The organism is Bradyrhizobium monzae (genome assembly GCF_021458635.1).
Taxonomy (GTDB): Bacteria; Pseudomonadota; Alphaproteobacteria; order Rhizobiales; family Xanthobacteraceae; genus Bradyrhizobium.
In genome coordinates, this window is record NZ_JAIRDQ010000004.1 from 214,749 (window position 1) to 232,692 (window position 17,944).

The window sequence follows — 17,944 nt, forward strand, 5'->3', positions numbered from 1 at the left end:
TTGTGAAACGGCCGCGCTTGCCCTTAGGTCTTTCGGCAAGCCGCGAGACAGATTCCCGATATGCCGCCTTCGACCAGATCCCGCCCAAAGCCTGCGCCCGCCGATATCGGGCCGACGCTCGATCTCGATCGTTACGTCCCGGCCTTCATCACTTTCATCGCCAACAAGCTCTCGAACAGCGCGACGGCATTCTATCAGCGGCAGTTTGGCGTCAACGTCACGGAGTGGCGGATCATGTCGCTGCTGGCGATCGAGCCCGGCATTCCAGCCTCCCGCATCTGCCACGTCATCGGCTTCGACAAGGGCCCGGTGAGTCGCACGCTCGCCGGCCTCGAGAAACGCGGGCATGTGTCGATCCGCACCGACCCGAACGACGGCCGCACCCATTCGATCTCGCTGACCGCGAAGGGCCGCACCACCCATGACAAGGTCATCGTCGCGGCGTTCGAACGGGAGCGGCGTCTGCTGTCCTGTCTGAGCAAGGACGAGCGCGAGGTCTTGATCGACCTGCTGCGCCGATTGCACGAAAATCTCGGCGCAGTGACCAGCGGCAGCGCTTGACGGAGCACGCGCTGGGTACAATCCGGGATCATCTCCAGGCATGCGCAGGCGTTTGCCCGCGGCACCCTCTCTGCCAAGCATCGTTTCCTCCAAGATCAGGCGCAGCGGTTCCTCCGCCGTCATCCTTGTCTCGAACGGTTCGCACAAATTAGTTGCTTCGGCAACAAAAGAATCATGCGGGACATTGCGGCAGCATGGCTGGCGTATTTGGGCTTGCCCAACTCTCGTGTCCCGGACGCGCTGCAGCGTGAAACGCTGCTGCGCAGAGCCGGGACCCATGCGCATCAGGAGAGATGGGCCCCGGCTCTGCAGCGCATCACTGCGTGCTACGCTGCGCCCGGGGCACGAGAGCGGTGGGCGTGGCGAGAGGCATTTTAGCCGCTACAGCCCGATCCACTCACCGGAGGCATCATCATTCAGCCGCGCCACGGCCTCCGCACGCCGTGCCAGCACCGCGCGCTGGTTGATGTAGCCCTTGTCGGTGATCTCGCCGCCGTCGACCGACGGCGGTTCGGTGAGCAGCAGTGTGCGCGTGGCGTGGCCGGAGGAATTGGCGCCCTGCTGCTTCAGTCTTGAAAGCCCCTGTGCGATGGCGATCCTGACATTGTCGTGCGCCAACACTTCGTTCACGCCCGCCGTTTCTGGCAGACCGGCATGGGCGCGACAGGCGACAATGTTCGGGAACACCAGAAACCGCACCTCGTCACCCCCATGGCCGGCCACGACGATGTCCTGCGCCAGTGGCGCAAGCGCGGCGATGCCGGCGACGCGCAGCGTGCCGACGCTGACCCAGGTGCCGGAATTGAGCTTGAAATCCTCCGCGACACGGCCATCGAAGAACAGACCGCGCTCCGGCCGATCGACATCCGCAAGCTTCACGGCGTCGCCGATGAGATAGAAACCTTCCGCATCAAAAGCCTGCTTGGTCAGTTCGGGCGCGTTCCAATAGCCCGGCGTGACGTTGGGGCCGCGCACGCGGACCTCCAGCTTGTCGCCGGAGGCAACGAGCTTCAGCTCCGTTCCGGGAATCGGCACGCCGATATTGCCGGAACGCTCCGCAAGGAAATGGCAGTCGGTCGCCAGCGGCGACGTTTCGGTCGAGCCCCAGGCCGAAACCATCGGCATCGCACGGCCAACAGTCTTGATCGAAAGCTCTTCGAGAGCGTCCCACAAATTCTGCGGCAATGCTGCGCCGGCATAGAAGGCGAACTTCACCTCGTTGAAGAAATTCCGGCGCAGTTCCTCGTCGGCACGGAGCGCCGCAATCAGCATGTCGAAGCCACGCGGCACGTTGAAATAGACCGTGGGCATCACGCTTTTGAGGTTGGCGAGCGAGGTCGCGAACAATCCGGGCGCGGGCTTGCCGCCGTCGATATAGAGCGAGCCGCCATTGCGCAGCACCAGATTGAAATTGTGGTTGGCGCCGAAGGTGTGGCTCCAGGGCAGCCAATCGAGAATGACGAGATCGCCGCGCCCCTGCTCCAGAAAGGTCCAGGTCTGCGCCTTGGCCTGCTGGCTCGAGGTCAGCATGCGCTGGGTGTTGATGACCGCCTTGGGGGCGCCGGTCGAGCCCGAGGTGAAAAGGAACTTTGCGATCGTGTCCGGCGTCACGGCAGCGAAGGCTGTTGCAACATCGCCGGTCTCAGGCGTTGCCGCGATGGCGCGGAAGGCAAGTGCCTCGGCGTCGCCAGCATTGCCACTGATGATCTGTGCCTTGTGCAGCGGTTTGATCGCAGCAAGCGCCGCGGCAAACGGCTTGGTGGCGGAAACGTAGATCGCGCCGGGGTCCAGCAGCGCGATCATGCTCTTCAGCTTGTCAAAATCCTTCGACATCAGCGAATAAGCCGGCGAAATCGCGGCCGAGGGCACGCCGACATGCTGGGCGGCCAGCGCAAGCAGCGCATGATCGATGCTGTTGTCGGAGAGAATGACGACGGGGCGCTCGGCACTGAGCCCCTGCGTCAGGATCCACGACGCCGCGGCGCGTACACGCCGCAGAGCACCCGCGTAAGTCACGGTGGCCCAGGGCGTATCGGCGCCGTCACGCTCCGCGAGGAAGACCGTGTCCGGCGTCTGCTGCGCAAAATGTTCCAGCCAGTCGCCGATGCAGCGCGCGCCGTCGCGCAAGGGCTCGCCCGAGCGCAGCACGATGCTGCCGTCGGCGCGATGCTCGGCGACGGTCTTTGGCGTTGCGAACAGGCTCGAAACGTCTCCGCGAGTGGCGGATGTCATGGCTTCCTCCTCGCCCATATTCGGGATCGGCCGCCGCCTCGTTCCGGGCAGCTTTGGCCATAATGTTGGCCGGGGCAATTGTTGTCGTCAACAACAATCTTCCGTTGGAGCCGTCGAGGCGCTAAGCTCGCGCGGCAGGAGACACGATGTGACAGCCAGCGCAGCCCGGACTTCCCGCCGCAAACGCACCGGCAATGGCGCGGCGCGGCGGATCGACGCGGACGAGATCGGGCTCGACGCGCTGGTCGGCCATGCCGGTTACGCGGTGCGGCGCTTCCAGATCTGGATTTTTCAGGATTTCATCAAGACGCTGGGCGACGTCGATATCAAGCCGACGCAGTATTCGGTGCTGACCGTGATCGGCGCCAATCCCGGGCTCTCGCAGATGGCGGTGGCAAAGCGCCTCGGCATCGAACGTGCCCGGCTGGTGCATCTACTCGACAGCCTCGAGCAGCGCAAGCTCGTGAAGCGGATCAAGTCGAAAGAGGACCGGCGCTCGCACGCGCTGCATCTCACCGGCCAGGGTGAGACGGCGCTGGCCAAATTCAAGCGGCTCGCCGCCGAGCACGAGCGGCATGTCGAGGAGAAGATCGGCAAGGCCAACCGGGAGCGGCTGCTTCAGATCCTCGCCGGCTTCACCTGATCTCGACTGCCCAATATTTGCGCAAATGCCCAGAACCGGACCGAGGCGCGACAGCCTGCGCGCTAATCAGCGCATCCCCCAAGTCCCTGATCTCACGATAATATCGGAGGGGACTGCGCTGCCCGGATAATGTACACAATGGCACATCGCTTGCTTCAATCCGGGTGAGACCTGTTGCCGGAGTTTTATCGCCATGAAGGCTGAGATGGGGGCTGAGCAGCCTGAAACGATCGCCGCGATTGTGGCCGCGCATCGCGCGGGCACAATGACGCCGGCGCAGACGGTCGCGCGGACCTATCAGCGTATCCGCGACCACAATGATCCCGCCATCTTCATCAGCCTGCGCGATGAGAAGGACGCGATCGCGGAGGCCGAAAAGCTGGCCGCGAAGGATGCCGCCAGCCTGCCGCTCTACGGCGTGCCGGTCGCGGTGAAGGACAATATCGATGCGCTGGGCTTCCCGACCACGGCAGCCTGCCCGGCCTTCTCCTATACGCCGACGCACGACTCGACCGCGGTCGAGCGTCTGCGCGCCGCGGGCGCGATCATCATCGGCAAGGCCAATCTGGACCAGTTCGCAACCGGCCTCGTCGGCGTGCGCTCGCCCTATGGCATTCCCAAAAATTCGATCCGCGAGGATCTCATTCCTGGCGGGTCGAGCTCGGGCTCTGCGGTGGCGGTCGGCGCGGGCCTCGTGCCGCTGTCACTCGGCACTGACACGGCCGGCTCAGGCCGCGTGCCGGCGATGCTCAACAACATCGTCGGGCTGAAGCCGAGCCTCGGCATGATCTCGACCGCCGGCATCGTGCCGGCCTGCCGTACGCTCGACTGCATCTCGGTATTTGCTTTGACGGTCGACGACGCCGCCCTTGCCCTTTCCGTGATGGCGGGGTCGGACCAGGCTGATCCGTTCTCGCGCGACCGGCCGCCTGGCGCGCTCACGCCCTTCCCGGCAAATCTGCGCCTGGGCGTTCCGCGCAACGGGCAACTGATCTTCTTCGGCGACAAGAAGGCGGAGGCCGCGTACGGTGAAGCCTTGAAGCGCTGGACCGCACTCGGCGCTGAGCTTATCGAGTTCGACCTCGAGCCGTTCTACGAGACGGCGCGGTTGCTCTATGAAGGCCCCTGGGTTGCCGAGCGTTATCTCGTCATCAAGAACCTGCTAGCATCCGCCCCTGATTCCATTCACCCCGTAACGCGGGAGATCACCGCGGCCGGGGCGCGGCTGACGGCAGCGGAGACTTTCTCAGCGCTCTACCGCCTGCAGGGCCTGCGCAAGATCGCCGAGCGAACGTTTGCGAATATCGACGCTCTGGTGCTGCCGACGGCGCCGACGACGTACACGACCGCGCAGGTGCTGGCCAATCCGATCGAGCTCAACAGCCGGCTCGGCACCTACACCAATTTTGTGAACCTGCTCGATCTCTGCGGTCTGGCCGTACCGGCGGCAATGCGCGCGGATGGCCTTCCGTTCGGCATCACGCTGCTCGCCCCCGCCGGCCGCGATGCGATGCTCGCGAGCATCGGCCGCGTGTTCCATGCCGATACGCAGTTGACGCTTGGTGCGAAGGGCGTGGCGCAGGCACCGCTTCCAGCACTTTCCGCAACCGGCGGCGACGAGATCCCGATCGCCGTGGTCGGCGCGCATCTCTCCGGCATGGCGCTGAACGGCGAATTGAAGACGTTGAACGCAAAGCTGATCGAGGCGACCAGGACCGCGCCCGACTACAAGCTCTATGCGTTGAAGACCACGCCACCGAAGCCGGGCCTGCTGCGCGTTGAGGCCGGTACGGGCGCGTCGATCGAGCTCGAAATCTGGTCGCTGTCGTCGTCCGCCTTCGGCAACTTCGTCAACGCGATCCCCGCACCGATGGCGATCGGTACGATCCGCCTGGCCGATGGCCGCAGCTTGAAGGGATTCCTTGTCGAGCCAGAAGTGCTGGGCGAGGCGCGGGATATCACGGCGTATGGCGGCTGGCGGAAGTTTATGGCGGAAGCCGCGACAACATAGGTCTCGTAGGGTGGGCAAAGCGGCTTGTCCGCCGTAGCTCGAAGAGCGAGGGCGGAAGCGTGCTCACCACCGCCATCAATCGGGAAAGATCGTGGGCACGGCGCTTTGCGCCTTTGCCCACCCTACGGCACTGAGTGCGCGGCCTACACCGACACCGCGTAAATCTCATACTCCCCGCGCACCAGTTCGATATGCGCGCGCATCGCAGCGGCGGCGCCCTGCTTGTCGCCGCGCATGATGGCGACGACGACGCGGTCGTGCTCCGCTTGCGACTTTGCAAGACGGCCGAGATTGCGGAACTGGGCACGGCGGAACGGCTGCACGCGGACCCGCGTCGCCAGCGTGATCTCGGCGATGTAGCCGTTCTGCGAGCCTGCATAAATCGCGTTATGAAAGCGCTCGTTGACCTCATGGAAGCGGTCGGGATTGCCGGCGTAGCTGAGAACGCGGAGCTCCTCGTGGATCGCTTCGAGACCATGACGCTCGGCAGCGGACATCCGCTCGGCCGCGAGGCCGGCGCACAGCGCCTCCAGTTCCGCCATCGCCTCGAACATGCTCGTCAGCCGCTCGAACGAGGGTTGCGCCACAACCGCACCGCGATGGGGACGCGCCTCGACCAAGCCACTCGCCACCAGCTGGCGCAGCGCTTCGCGCACCGGCGTGCGCGAGACGCTGAAGCGCCGCGCGATGTCGGTCTCGTCCAGCGGCGCGCCGGGCGCGAGGGTTCCACGGACGATCTCGTCGGCAAGCTGGAGACGCAACTCCTCGGCGCGCGTGACCTTCTGCACCGATGGCGAGGCACGGTCGACGCGCGGCACCACCGGCTCGGCCGGCAGTGTTCCGGGCGGAAAATCGTCAAGCGTCATACGGTTCAGGTCTCTTTCGACTCGTCGATGATGCTGACATGGGCAGCGACGACGCGCCAGCCCTCCGGGAAGCGAATCCAGGTCTGCATCTGACGGCCGACCCTGCCGGGCGCGGTGTCGCGATAGAACAGGGTGGAGGCGACGGCCGTATCGCGGCCATAGCTGGTGATCGCCGTCTTGGCCGTGCGGCGATTGAGCCCAACCGGCGAGCGGCCCGCGCGGAAGCCGGAAATCGCCTCATAGCCATAGAGGTTCTCGCCGATGCCGTAGCGCAGCGTGCGGGGATCGTTGCGGAACAGCTCGCCGAGCACGGCGACGTCGTTGGTGACGAGCGCCTGCTCATAGCGCTCGAAGGCGGCTTTGACTTCCGCGATCACGTCGGGGAGATCGATCTCCATCTCAGAATCCTTTTGGTGACGGCGCGGCGACCACGCCCATCTTTTCCAACGCGTGCGCGACGCGCAACGCGATGTCCTCGCGCCAGGGCGCAGCAATGATCTGCACGCCGATCGGTAGCGGCTCGATCGGCACGGGAACTGCGACGACGGGCAGGCCAATGAACGAGATCGGCTGGGTGTGGATGCCGATATTGGCGCGCACCGGCAGTTCGACGCCGTCGAGATTGAAATTGACCTGGCCGAGCTTTGGCGCGGTGCAGGGCGTTGCCGGGGCGATCAGCACATCGACCGATTTGAATATCTCGGCGAATTGCGCGCGATACCAGCGGCGGAATTTTTGCGCGCGGTCGACCAGCGGTGCGGGCACCATGGCGCCAGCAATCAGCCGGTCGCGCACGGCCGGATCGAAATCGTTCGGGCGCTTGCGCAGCCGATCGAGATGCAGCGATGCGCCTTCGGTGGTGCTGATGACATAGGCCGCCGCGCGGGCGCGCACGGCTTCGGGCACGTCAACGACCTTCGTCGCCCCGAGCGCCTTGGCGACGCGGCTGACGGCTTCGACGGCTTCCGGAAACAAATTCTTCTGAAAGTAGCCCCCGGCGATCGCGATCCGCAAATCGGAAGTCGGATTGGCGAGCAGCGGCAGCGTCGGCTCCAGGCCACGCGTGGTGCAGGCGGCATCGTCAGCATCCGGGCCCTGCATCGCATCGTAGGCGAGCGCGAGATCGGTGACGGAGCGTGCGAACGGACCGAGATGATCGAGGCTTGCCACGAACGGAAACGAGCGCGCCCGCGAGAGCCGGCCATAGGTCGGCTTCAGGCCAAAAATGCCGCAGAAGGAGGACGGCACGCGGATCGAGCCATTGGTGTCGGAGCCGAGCGCGATCGGCACCAACGCGCCGCCGACGGCGCTGCCCGAGCCGCCGGAGGAACCACCGGTCATCCGCGTGGTGTCATGCGGATTGCGCGAGGGACCGTCATGGACGTTCTCGCCGGTGAAATCGTATGCGTACTCGCCCATGTTGAGCGCGCCGACGAGAACGGCGCCGGCCGCTTCCATGCGCTCGATCAGCGTCGCGTCTCGCTTCGAAGGTACGAGGTCGCGGTTGATTTTCGAGCCGGCCCGCGTGGGCAGACCCGCGACATCGAACAGGTTCTTCACTGCAAAGGGCACGCCGGCGAGCGGGCCGACGGTCTTGCCGGCGGCGATCTGGACATCGACCGCGCGTGCTTTCGCGCGCGCGCGATCGGCGGTGACGTCGGTGAAGGAATTGAGAACGCCGTCGTGCTGCTTGATACGTGCGAGGGTCGCTTCAGTCACATCGAGCGCGGACATCTTGCCGCCAGCCACCGCCTTTGCGATGTCCGCAGCATTCATCTCTGGCTTGGTGGTCATGGCAGCATCAGGCCGTAAAAATCGGCGCGGGCTCGGTTTCGTCCGGCAGCGCGAATTCGTCGACCAGGCGGGCAAGCCGCAGCGAGACTTCGAGATTGGCGCGCACCGCGGGCCGCCATGCCTCCTCGACCGGCAGCGCCAGCGCTTTCGATACGGCGTCGATATAATCGTCCAGCGGCTCGGCCATCACGCTCCCAAACAATCAGTGCGCTTTCAGTGTACCTGCAACGGCGGATGCGGGATCGCCGTCAGCAGCTCCTTGGTGTAGTCGTCCTGCGGATCGCTCAACACCCTCTCGGAAGAGCCTTCCTCGACGATCCGCCCCGTCCGCATCACAATGACACGATCGCACAACAAGCGCACTACATTCAAATCATGCGAGACGAACAGATAGCTCATACCTAGCCGCGCCTTGAGGTCCTGGAGCAGGTTCAGGACGACCGCCTGCACCGAGACGTCCAGCGCCGCGGTCGGCTCGTCCAGGATGACCAACTTTGGATGCAGGGCGATGGCGCGGGCAATGCCGACGCGGGCCTTCTGGCCGCCGGAGAGCTGGTGCGGAAAACGATCCAGCAGATTGTGCGGCAGGCCGACCATGGTGGCCAGCTCCTCGCAGCGGGTGCGGAGCGCGTCGCGACGCCTGATGTCGCCGAGCTGCAGAAGCGGATCGGCGATGGCGCGGGCGGCGGTGAAGCGCGGGTTGAGGCTGTCGGTGGGATCCTGGAACACCATCTGGATGCGGCTGCGCTGCGGCAGCCGGGCAAAGGACGCGGGCGCGATGGCGCCGATATCCTCGCCGTCGAACTGGATCAGGCCGGAGGTCTGGTCCAAGAGCCGCATCACCATCATCGACGTGGTCGATTTGCCGCAGCCGGATTCGCCGACCAGGCCGACGCTCTCGCCGTGGCCGATCGAGAAGCTGATGCCGTCGACGGCGCGGAACACATCCGGCTCCACGGGTGGCTTGCGGCCGAACAGTTTTCCGAGCGTGGCGGTGGCGCCCTGGCGGGGATATTCCTTGACGAGCTTTTCGATGAGCAGGAGGGGCTTTTGGCTCTCCGCGCTTGCTGCGGCGGCCGGGGCAGACTCCGCGAGAGCCGCGCCCTCCTCCTCCGGCAACAAATCCCGCAGGCTCACGCCGAGCCGCGGCGTCGCGCGCATCAGCTTCTTGGTGTAGGGGTGTTGCGGGTTGGCGAAGATATCGGCGGCCTTGGCGGTCTCGACCACGCGGCCCTTTTCCATGACCACGACTCGGTCGCAATAGGCGGCCGCCAAGCCGAGATCGTGGGTGATCAGGATGGTCGACATCGCCTTGCGCTTGGTCAGCTCGACGATCAGGTCCATCACCGCCTTTTGCGTGGTGACGTCTAACCCGGTCGTCGGCTCGTCCGCGATCAGCAGCTGCGGGTTGCAGGCGAGCGCGAGGGCGATGACGACACGCTGGCACATGCCGCCCGAGAGCTCGAACGGATAGGCGTGATAGCGCTCGCGCGGGCGGGCGATCTTGACCTGCTCCAGCGCCTCGATCGCCTTTTCTCCACGATCCGAAACCATCGCCTGCTGCACATGGGTGCGCAGCACGTCCTCGATCTGGTCGCCCACTTTCCGGATCGGGTTCAGCGCCGCACGCGGGTTCTGAAAAATCATCGAGACTTCGCGGCCGCGCAGGTCGCGCATCTGGGCTTCAGACGCAGCCTTGACGTCGATGCCCGAAAACATCACCGAACCCTCGGCGATCTTGCCGGCGCGATCGAGGATGCGCATCACCGCATAGGATGTCACCGACTTGCCGGAGCCGGACTCGCCGACGATGGCAAGCGTCTCGCCCTTGGCGACGGAGATGTTGACGTGCTGCACGGCCTTGACGATGCCGCGGCGGGTGGTGAATTCGACGGTGAGATCCTGGACGTCGAGCAGCGGTTGGGCGGTCACGAGGGCCTCCCCCCACGCAAAGAAATCGAAAACAACCCCATGCACAGTAGAGCGGCTTTGGAATCGTTGGAGAATTTTCGCGAAAAATAGGCCATCACGTCCTCCGCTGGGGATCGACGATGTCGCGCAGGCCGTCGCCGAGGAGGTTGAAGCAGAACACGGCGATCATCAGCGCAAGGCCGGGGAATAGCGCGATCCACCATTCGCCCGAGACCATGAAGCCCGCGCCCTCGGCGACCATGATGCCCCATTCGGCGGTCGGCGGGCGGACGCCGAGGCCGATGAAGGACAGGCCCGCGGCATTCAGGATGGCGTAGCCCATGGTCAGCGACATCTGCACGATCATGATCGGCATGATGTTCGGCAGGATATGCAGCAGCAGGATGCGGAATTCGCCGTTGCCGGAGAGACGCGCCGCCTGCACGAAGCCGGCATTGCGGCGCACGTTCGCCTCGGCGCGCGCGACGCGGGCATAGAGCGGGAAGTTCACGATGGCGGTCGCCAGAATGATGTTCTGCACGGTATTGCCGAGCGCGGCGACGATGCCCATCGCCAGCACGAACAGCGGAAAGGCCATGATGGTGTCGGCGATGCGGCCGACGATGCGATCGGTCCAGCCGCCGAAATAGCCCGCCGCGATGCCGGCGAGACCGCCCATCAGAAACACCAACACGACGGAGGCCACCGCGATGAAGGTATCGAGCCGCGTCGCCACCACGACGCGGCTGAAGATGTCGCGGCCCAACTGGTCGGTGCCGAACCAGTGTGCGGCCGAGGGCGGCTTCAATGCCGCAGCGGTGTCGGACGCCAGCGGATCGTATGGCACCACATAGGGACCGAAGATCGCGGCAAGCAGAATGACAACGAGAAGAGCAAAGGAAAAGCCCGTGACCTTGTTCTCGCCGAGAACGTAGCGGGTCTGTTCGAGGATCGCGACCAGCCCCGAGGTTCGCGCAGGCCCGGCGGGTTCAACAGCGGGTGCAGCAGAGCTCATGGTTTAGCCCTCAAGCCTGACGCGAGGATCGATCACGCCATAGAGAATGTCGATCACGAGATTGAGCAGCACATACATCACCGCCATGGTCAGCACGAAACCCTGCACCGGCGCGAAGTCCGACGAGATCAGCGCTTCCACCGCGTAGGAGCCGATGCCGGGCCAGGCGAACACTTTTTCGACCAGCACATTGGCGCCCAGCAGGAACGAGAACACCATGCTGAGCGTGGTGATCACAGGCAGCATGGCGTTGCGGAAGGCGTAGGTGACGATGACGGTCGCCGGCGACAGGCCGCTGGCACGCGCGGTGCGGACGAATTCGCTCCCCAGCACCGCCAGCATCGAGGCGCGCGTCATGCGCGCGATCGGCGCCAGTGAGAAGATCGCCAGCGTCGTCGCCGGCAGGATGAGCTGGCTCAGCGCCGAACGAAACGCCTCGAAATCACGCGCGATCAGCGTGTCGATCAGAAAGAAGCCGGTGACCGCCGGCGGCGCGCTGTAGAACACGTCGAGGCGACCGAGCGGCGCCGGTGACCAGCCGAGCCGGAAATAGAAGACATAGACCAGCACGAGGCCGGTGAAGAAGACGGGGAGCGAGACGCCCGCTGTTGTCGTGATGCGACATAGATGGTCAATCCATGACCCCGGCCGCGTCGCCGCCAGCACACCGAGCGGGATGGCGATGGCGATGGAGACGATCAGCCCAAGCAGTGTCAGCTCGGCGGAAGCCGGAAGGCGGTTGCGAATTTCAGCTGCGACCGGCTGGCCTGTCGTGAGCGAGTTGCCGAAATCGCCGTGCGCGAGATCGTTGGTGTAGCGGAAGAACTGCTCGATCAGCGGCTTGTCGAGGCCGAGTTTTTTGCGGATCTGTTCGACGGCTTCCTTTGTGGCCGCGGGGCCGGCAAAATAGGCCGCGGGATCACCCGGCAATGCGCGCGTGAGCAGGAAGGTGACGATGACGACGCCGATCAGCGAGGGAATCGCAAACATCAGGCGCTTGCCGATCATGGTCAGCATGGCGGCTTCCTTGTCTTGGACAAAGCTCTCTCGGTACGCGGAGCTGCGTTCCCTCCCCCCTTGTGGGGGAGGGCTAGGGAGAGGGGTGGCCGCGGGAGGGGTCGGAGTTTGTGGCTACCCCTCTCCCCAACCCTCCCCCACAAGGGGGGAGGGAGCCTGAAGAGCGTGCTCACCTCACTCGACCACGAGACACCGAGAGACGCGGCCATGTCGCGCGCGCTCAGCATGGCCTCACCCCTTTGCCATCGCGCGATAGTCGAGCCTCCGGTGGAACCAGTATTGGTAGCCTGAGATGTTCTTCTGCATCGCGACGTTGACGAAGGGCTGGTACAGCGGGATGCGCGGGATGTCGGTGTAGGCGAGATCGACGAAGCCTTTCACGTCGGCATCGTAGGTTGCCATGTCGCCGGTCGCGGCCGCGGTCCGCGCGCCGTCGATCAGCTTGTCCATCTCCGCCGACTTGTAGCTCATGGTGTTGAAGACGGAATTGTTGCCGTGATAGCACCAGTAGAAGAAGTATTCGGGGTAATCGAGCCAGCCCGAAAACACGTTGGTGAAGAGCGGCATCTCCTTCTTGTTCAACTCCGTGCGCCAGTTGGCGCCGGGCACCTTGTTGATGGTGGTCTTGATGCCGATCTGCGCCAGGCTCTCCTGCACCAGCACGCAGAGCGGCTCGTTGACGCCGGCAAAATTGAGATCGAACGAGATCGTGGTCTCGAAGCCGCCGGCGAGGCCCGCTTCCGCCATCAGCGCTTTCGCCTTCTCGATGTCGGTGTTGTATTTGTGCGGCTGCGGCCAGGCGACTTCGGTCGGCTTGTCCTTGGGTGCGCCGAACATCGGGTTCGCCAGCCCGAACATCACGGCGTCCATGATCTTCTGATAGGGCAGCGCGTAGGCGACCGCCTGACGTACCCTGGGATTGTCGAACGGCGGCTTGGTGACGTTCATGCCGATATACTGGATGCCGTTGGAGAACGGCAGCGACACCACGTTGAGCTTGCCGTTGGCCTTCATCTCCTGGAAATCCTTGTTTGGGAGTTCGTAGGAGACGTCGGCGTCGCCGCGTTCCAGCAGCGCACGGCGGTTGCCGGCCTGCGGCACCATGCGCCAGATCACGCGCTTGATCTTCGGCAGCGGACCGCAGATCCAATCCTCGTTGCGCTCCATGATCACTTCGGTGCCGGCGGTCCACTTCGTCACCTTGTAGGCGCCGGAGCCCGCGGTCTGCTGCTTGGTGAATTCGAGGCCCCAGGGATCCTTCTCGTTGGCGTTCTTCTTGACGAGCTCGGAGTTGACGATGCAGGGCACGATGACCGCGAGATCGGGGACCGTCAGCCTGTCCTTTTTCAGGAAGTCGACGCGCACGGTATAGTCGTCGATGACGACGAACTGCTCCGGCTTGGTCAGCGAGCCCGCGCTCATCTGGAAGGTCGGGAAGCCGCCGACGCTGACCGCACGATCGAGCGACCACTTCACGTCCTTGGCGGTGACGGGCGTGCCGTCGTGGAATTTGGCGTTCTTGCGCAGCTTGAAGGTGACCGACATGTCGTCGATCTTGAACTCCTCGGCGAGCTCGGGCTTGAACTTGTCGCGGTCGTAATAGGGCACGCCGCCGGGACCGGTCTTCATCTCGTGGCTGATCAGCCGGTCGTAGCAATTCCAGGAGACTTCATAGCCGGGCACGTTGGTGCCGACGCCGTGGATGTCGAGATTGTTGGGGCCGCCTTCGGAGACAATCAGCAGCGTCTCCGAGCGCGCATCGGCATGGACCGAGGAGATGACCTGTGGCATCGCCGGAAGCGCCGCGCCGGCGGCTAATCCGGACACGGATCTGAGGAAATCGCGGCGCTTCATGAGGATGCTCCAACTCAAAAAGTTTCTGGTTGGAACTGGATTCGCAAGGTTCGTGCCAAGGCTTAACGAGATGGCGGCCGCGCTTTAATGCATTGATATCACAAGAAAATTATGGAGGTAGGCACCGAGACGCCAACGCTCAGATCTTATGCATTGCATACAAAGAGCGGCATTTGCTTATTAGATAGACAGATATGAGCAGTGGCTTATTAAATGTGCGCAGCGGAGCTACGACCTCCGCGAGCTATCGAGAGGGTGAAAGTTCGCCCCTCAAACTCGTCATTGCGAGCGCAGCGAAGCTATCCAGAGTCTTTCCGCTGAGGCGGTCTGGATTGCTTCGCTGCGCTCGCAATGACGGCTGATGGAGCGATCACTCCGCCCAGATCAACTCCTGAAGGTCGACCAGATCGTCCACCTTGTCCTGCCAGCCCTCGATACAGATGTGGCTGTTGAGGTCGCTGGCCTGGTGCAGCAGCATCAGGGCCATCAGGCGCCGCTTCAGCGCGTGGTCCGGCTTCTCATAGCCAAAGCCTTCGAGCAGGCCGCGCACCCTCCCCGGCCGGCCCGCCGACATGAAGGCGCTCGGGCCGAGCAGATCGTAATCGCGCCAGCCCGCCCGGACGTCGCCGAAGTCGAACAGGCCGGCGAGCGACCAGTCGCCGTCATGGCAGGCGAGCAAAAAATTCTCCGGAATGTATTCGCCGATCAGGATCACCGGCGGCGCGTCCATCGGAATCAGCGTCGCGGCATCACGCAGGAGATCGTCGAGGCCGGCCAGGAATTTCGGTGCGAGGCCGAGACGTTCGTGCCGCGCGCGGCATCCCTGCATCTGTGCGCGCATGAACGCATCCCAGCGCGGCTCGATGTGCGCGAGCGGGCCGAGCGGCACGCGCTGCACGGCGGCAATGGTCTCGCCGATCTGACGCAGCACGCGCTCCTTCTGCACTTCCGGCAATGACGGCCAGACCTCCGAGCCGAGCGTGCCGGCGAGGCGCGTCATGATCAGATAAGGCCAGCCATCGCGCATCCCCTCCGCGACGATTTTGGGGATCGGCAGATATAGCCGGTTCTCGAGCTGCATCAGCGAACCGCGCTCGGAGACGAATTGCGCGCGCAGCAGTGGCGGAAAGATTTTCAGGATCAGCTTGCCACTCAGCCCGACCACGAGATTGGTGCCGGTTGCAAACACATGCGGCGCGCTGACATCGAGACCGTGGCCGCGCGCGATGTCGAGCGCGATCGGCAGCCATTGCGGCGGGTTGGAACGCCAGGCGCGAAAGGCCTGTGCGTCGGCGAAGTGAGGAAGAGTCATCGGCATCGCAATCTTGATGGACATTTGAGTTCGTCATGCCCGGCCTTGTCCCGGGCATCCACGTTCTTCGCGCTGCGGTCAAGGCGTGGATGGCCGGGACAAGCCCGGGCATGACGCTGTGGAAAGGTCGTGGGCTCTAACGCCGAGCTTCCATCCCCGCTACCGCTCCGGGCTCGCGCGTTCGAACTGGCGCAGCAGCTTGTTGCCGCGCTCGACTGCGGCATCGAGCGCGACTTGCGCGCTCTTCTGGCCGGAGAAGGCCTGCTCGAGCTCCTCCTCGATCGTGCCGCGGATCAGGTTGAAGGAGCCGAGCCTTATGCCTTTCGAATTCTCGGTCGGCGGATGCAACGTAATCTCCTCGAACGAGATCGCCGAACCCGGATTGCGCTCGTAAAAGCCCTGCGCGCGCGTCAGCTCGAAAGAAGCGCGGGTGATCGGCAAATAACCGGTGTTCTGATGCCAGGCGGCCTGCACGCCGGGCTGCGACAGATAGGCGAAGAACCGCGCCACGCCCTTGTATTCCTCGCGCGGCCGGTCGCGCAGCACCCACAGCGTGGCGCCGCCGATGATCGAATTCTGCGGTGCGCCTTTCACGTCGGGCCAATACGGCATCATGCCGTAGCCGATCTCGAACTTCGAATTGGCCTTGAAGTCGGCGCGCGTCGCCGAGGAGCCGATGAAGATGCCGCATTCGCCGTTCTGGAAGCGCGGCTCGGCCGACTGGCCACGGCCGCTATAGTCGAACAACTTTGTCCTCTGCCATTCGGCGAGCTGCGCAATGTGCTTGACCACGACCGGGTTGTTGATGGTCAATTCCGCATCGAGGCCGGCAAAGCCATTCGCGCGCGTCGCCAGCGGCAGATTGTGAAACGCCGATAAGTTCTCGACGTTGATCCAGGACGGCCAGGACGTGGTGAAGCCGCAAACGGCGCCGCGGTCGCGCAGGCGCTTTGCAGCGGCGCCCAGCTCGGGCCAGGTCTTCGGCGGCGTCTCCGGATCGAGGCCGGCGTCGCGGAACATGGTCTTGTTGTAATAGAGGATCGGCGTCGACGAGTTGAACGGGAACGACAGCAGATTGCCGGCGGCGTCGGTATAATAGCCGGAGACCGCCGGAAGATAGTCGTTGAGCGAGAACGGCTCGCCCATGTCGCGCATCATGCTGTAGACCGGATAGATCGCGCCCTTGGCCGCGGTCATCGTTGCCGTTGCGACCTCGTTGACCTGGACGATCGCGGGCTGGCTGCGGGAGCGGAAGGCGAAGATCGCGGCCGTCACCGTCTCGGTGTAATTGCCCTTGTAGGTCGGCACCACCCGGTAATCGGACTGCGAGGCGTTGAAATCGGAAGCGAGCTTTTCGAGCTGCTTGCCGAGCTCGCCCGACATGGCGTGCCACCACGCGATGTCGGTGGCGGCGCGCGCTTCGCAGCTCAAGGCGAAGGCCAAAGTGGCGGCGGCGACCTGCAAAAGGCGCAATGCTGAAGTCACGATGGCTCTTCCCGGATCAAGCGGCAAAAGGCGACTATACTCTGCTCAAGGCTATACCCTGCTTAAGGCGCGGCCCTTGGCGTTTCAACCGGGAATGAAGACGGGCTGCGCCGCACAATCGCCCAGCCGGCCCCGGCGGGATGGCCATCTCTCTACCATCTGCTAGATTGCTTTGAACCTTTTGGTCCCGCCATAGACTCCATCTCCGAGGGGTTGAGTGTGCCAGTGCTGAACCGTGCCGAACTCTCACGGGCCGGGGTGATCTTCGTCGCGCTTCTGTTCGCCATCTGCGCGACGGGCGCTGCTGCGCGTGAATTCCGCGCCGCCGACACCCAGACCGAGGACTACCCGACCGTCCAGGCGCTGCGCTACATGGGCGCGCTGATCGCCGAGCGCACCGGCGGCCGGCACGAGATCAAGGTGTTTCACTCCCGCCAGCTCGGCGAGGAGAAGGAGACGATCGAGCAGACCCGCGCCGGCGCGATCGACCTCAACCGGACCAATGTGGCCCTGATCGGCAATTTCGTCCCGGCGATGAACGTGCTCGCCATGCCGTTCCTGTTCCGGTCCATCGAGCACATGCAGAAGGTGCTGGACGGACCGATCGGCAACGAGATCTTGGGCAGCTTCGAGCCCTACGGCTTCGTCGGACTGGCCTTCTACGATTCCGGGGCACGCTCGATCTACAATGCGGACCGCCCCGTGAAGCGCATCGCCGATCTCAAGGGGTTGCGGATCCGGGTGCAGCAGTCGGAGTTGATGAGCCAGATGATCCGCTCGCTCGGCGCCGAGCCGGTCGAATTGCCCTATGGGCAGGTGCTCACGGGGCTCGCGACCCATCTGATCGACGGCGCCGAAAACAACTGGCCATCCTTCGTGACGACAGACCATTACAAATATGCCGGCTACTACACCCTGACCGAGCACACGATGAGCCCGGAGGTGCTGGTGATCTCGCTCAAGGCCTGGCGCAGCCTGTCGGCCGACGACCAGCAGATTTTCCGTGAGGCCGCGTTGCGCTCCAGCCAGTTCATGCGCGAGAAGTGGCGCGACCTCGAGGAGCAGTCGCAGCACAAGGCGGAGGCCGCCGGCATCACCGTTGTCAAGGATCTCGACCGCAAGCCGTTCGAGGACGCGATGGCGCCGATCTACGCCAAGGCCGCGAAGGATCCCGCCGCGGCCGCGCTGATCGAACGCATTCGAAAGGTGGAGTGAGGCCGCTTGATCGCGCCCGGACACAGCG

The 17,944-nt window shown here is 64.3% G+C and carries 15 protein-coding genes; 4 read left to right on the top strand and 11 right to left on the bottom strand.

All coding sequences use genetic code 11. From position 1 onward, the window contains the following. Positions 1–60: 60 nt before the first annotated feature. Positions 61–561: a MarR family winged helix-turn-helix transcriptional regulator gene (locus K3F49_RS17450; RefSeq protein WP_234682187.1), complete on the top strand. Its 501-nt coding sequence runs from the start codon at positions 61–63 to the stop codon at positions 559–561. 381 nt (positions 562–942) lie between these two features. Here K3F49_RS17450 and K3F49_RS17455 read toward each other — a convergent pair whose 3' ends face one another. After that, positions 943–2,793 carry a feruloyl-CoA synthase gene (locus K3F49_RS17455; protein WP_234682188.1) on the bottom strand — a complete coding sequence of 617 codons (1,851 nt, stop codon included), beginning with the start codon at positions 2,791–2,793 and terminating at the stop codon, positions 943–945. A 148-nt stretch (positions 2,794–2,941) separates the two neighbouring features. Here K3F49_RS17455 and K3F49_RS17460 point away from each other — a divergent pair, with 148 nt between their 5' ends. Further along, complete coding sequence (locus K3F49_RS17460) at positions 2,942–3,436, top strand: MarR family winged helix-turn-helix transcriptional regulator (RefSeq protein WP_234682189.1); 495 nt, start codon at positions 2,942–2,944, stop codon at positions 3,434–3,436. Between the two features lie 205 nt (positions 3,437–3,641). Then, the gene (atzF, locus tag K3F49_RS17465; RefSeq protein WP_452101109.1) at positions 3,642–5,447 is read left to right on the top strand and encodes an allophanate hydrolase; all 1,806 of its coding nucleotides are present in this window, start codon (positions 3,642–3,644) and stop codon (positions 5,445–5,447) included. 143 nt (positions 5,448–5,590) lie between these two features. Here atzF and K3F49_RS17470 read toward each other — a convergent pair whose 3' ends face one another. The 10 genes from K3F49_RS17470 to ugpB form a co-directional block, all read right to left on the bottom strand. Continuing rightward, positions 5,591–6,313, bottom strand: a complete 723-nt coding sequence (locus tag K3F49_RS17470) for a GntR family transcriptional regulator (RefSeq protein WP_234682191.1) — start codon at positions 6,311–6,313, stop codon at positions 5,591–5,593. Between the two features lie 5 nt (positions 6,314–6,318). After that, positions 6,319–6,711, bottom strand: a complete 393-nt coding sequence (gene hpxZ / locus K3F49_RS17475) for an oxalurate catabolism protein HpxZ (protein ID WP_234682192.1) — start codon at positions 6,709–6,711, stop codon at positions 6,319–6,321. A 1-nt stretch (position 6,712) separates the two neighbouring features. Next, positions 6,713–8,107, bottom strand: a complete 1,395-nt coding sequence (locus K3F49_RS17480; RefSeq protein ID WP_234682193.1) for an AtzE family amidohydrolase — start codon at positions 8,105–8,107, stop codon at positions 6,713–6,715. A gap of 7 nt (positions 8,108–8,114) precedes the next feature. After that, entirely contained in the window at positions 8,115–8,294 is a 180-nt protein-coding gene (locus K3F49_RS17485) for a DUF4089 domain-containing protein (RefSeq protein WP_018316853.1), read from the bottom strand. A gap of 26 nt (positions 8,295–8,320) precedes the next feature. Further along, complete coding sequence (locus K3F49_RS17490; RefSeq protein WP_234682194.1) at positions 8,321–10,039, bottom strand: dipeptide ABC transporter ATP-binding protein; 1,719 nt, start codon at positions 10,037–10,039, stop codon at positions 8,321–8,323. A gap of 94 nt (positions 10,040–10,133) precedes the next feature. Then, complete coding sequence (locus K3F49_RS17495) at positions 10,134–11,033, bottom strand: ABC transporter permease (protein ID WP_234682195.1); 900 nt, start codon at positions 11,031–11,033, stop codon at positions 10,134–10,136. Between the two features lie 3 nt (positions 11,034–11,036). After that, positions 11,037–12,050 carry an ABC transporter permease gene (locus tag K3F49_RS17500; RefSeq protein WP_234682196.1) on the bottom strand — a complete coding sequence of 338 codons (1,014 nt, stop codon included), beginning with the start codon at positions 12,048–12,050 and terminating at the stop codon, positions 11,037–11,039. A gap of 231 nt (positions 12,051–12,281) precedes the next feature. Continuing rightward, positions 12,282–13,904: an ABC transporter substrate-binding protein gene (locus tag K3F49_RS17505; protein WP_234682197.1), complete on the bottom strand. Its 1,623-nt coding sequence runs from the start codon at positions 13,902–13,904 to the stop codon at positions 12,282–12,284. A 370-nt stretch (positions 13,905–14,274) separates the two neighbouring features. Next, positions 14,275–15,222, bottom strand: a complete 948-nt coding sequence (locus K3F49_RS17510; RefSeq protein WP_234682515.1) for an aminoglycoside phosphotransferase family protein — start codon at positions 15,220–15,222, stop codon at positions 14,275–14,277. A gap of 153 nt (positions 15,223–15,375) precedes the next feature. Next, positions 15,376–16,701 carry a sn-glycerol-3-phosphate ABC transporter substrate-binding protein UgpB gene (ugpB, locus tag K3F49_RS17515; RefSeq protein ID WP_234682198.1) on the bottom strand — a complete coding sequence of 442 codons (1,326 nt, stop codon included), beginning with the start codon at positions 16,699–16,701 and terminating at the stop codon, positions 15,376–15,378. Between the two features lie 219 nt (positions 16,702–16,920). On the opposite strand from ugpB, the gene K3F49_RS17520 reads away from it, so the two are divergent. Continuing rightward, positions 16,921–17,916, top strand: coding sequence for a TRAP transporter substrate-binding protein (locus tag K3F49_RS17520; protein WP_234682199.1), 996 nt, complete (start codon positions 16,921–16,923; stop codon positions 17,914–17,916). Positions 17,917–17,944 lie beyond the last annotated feature (28 nt).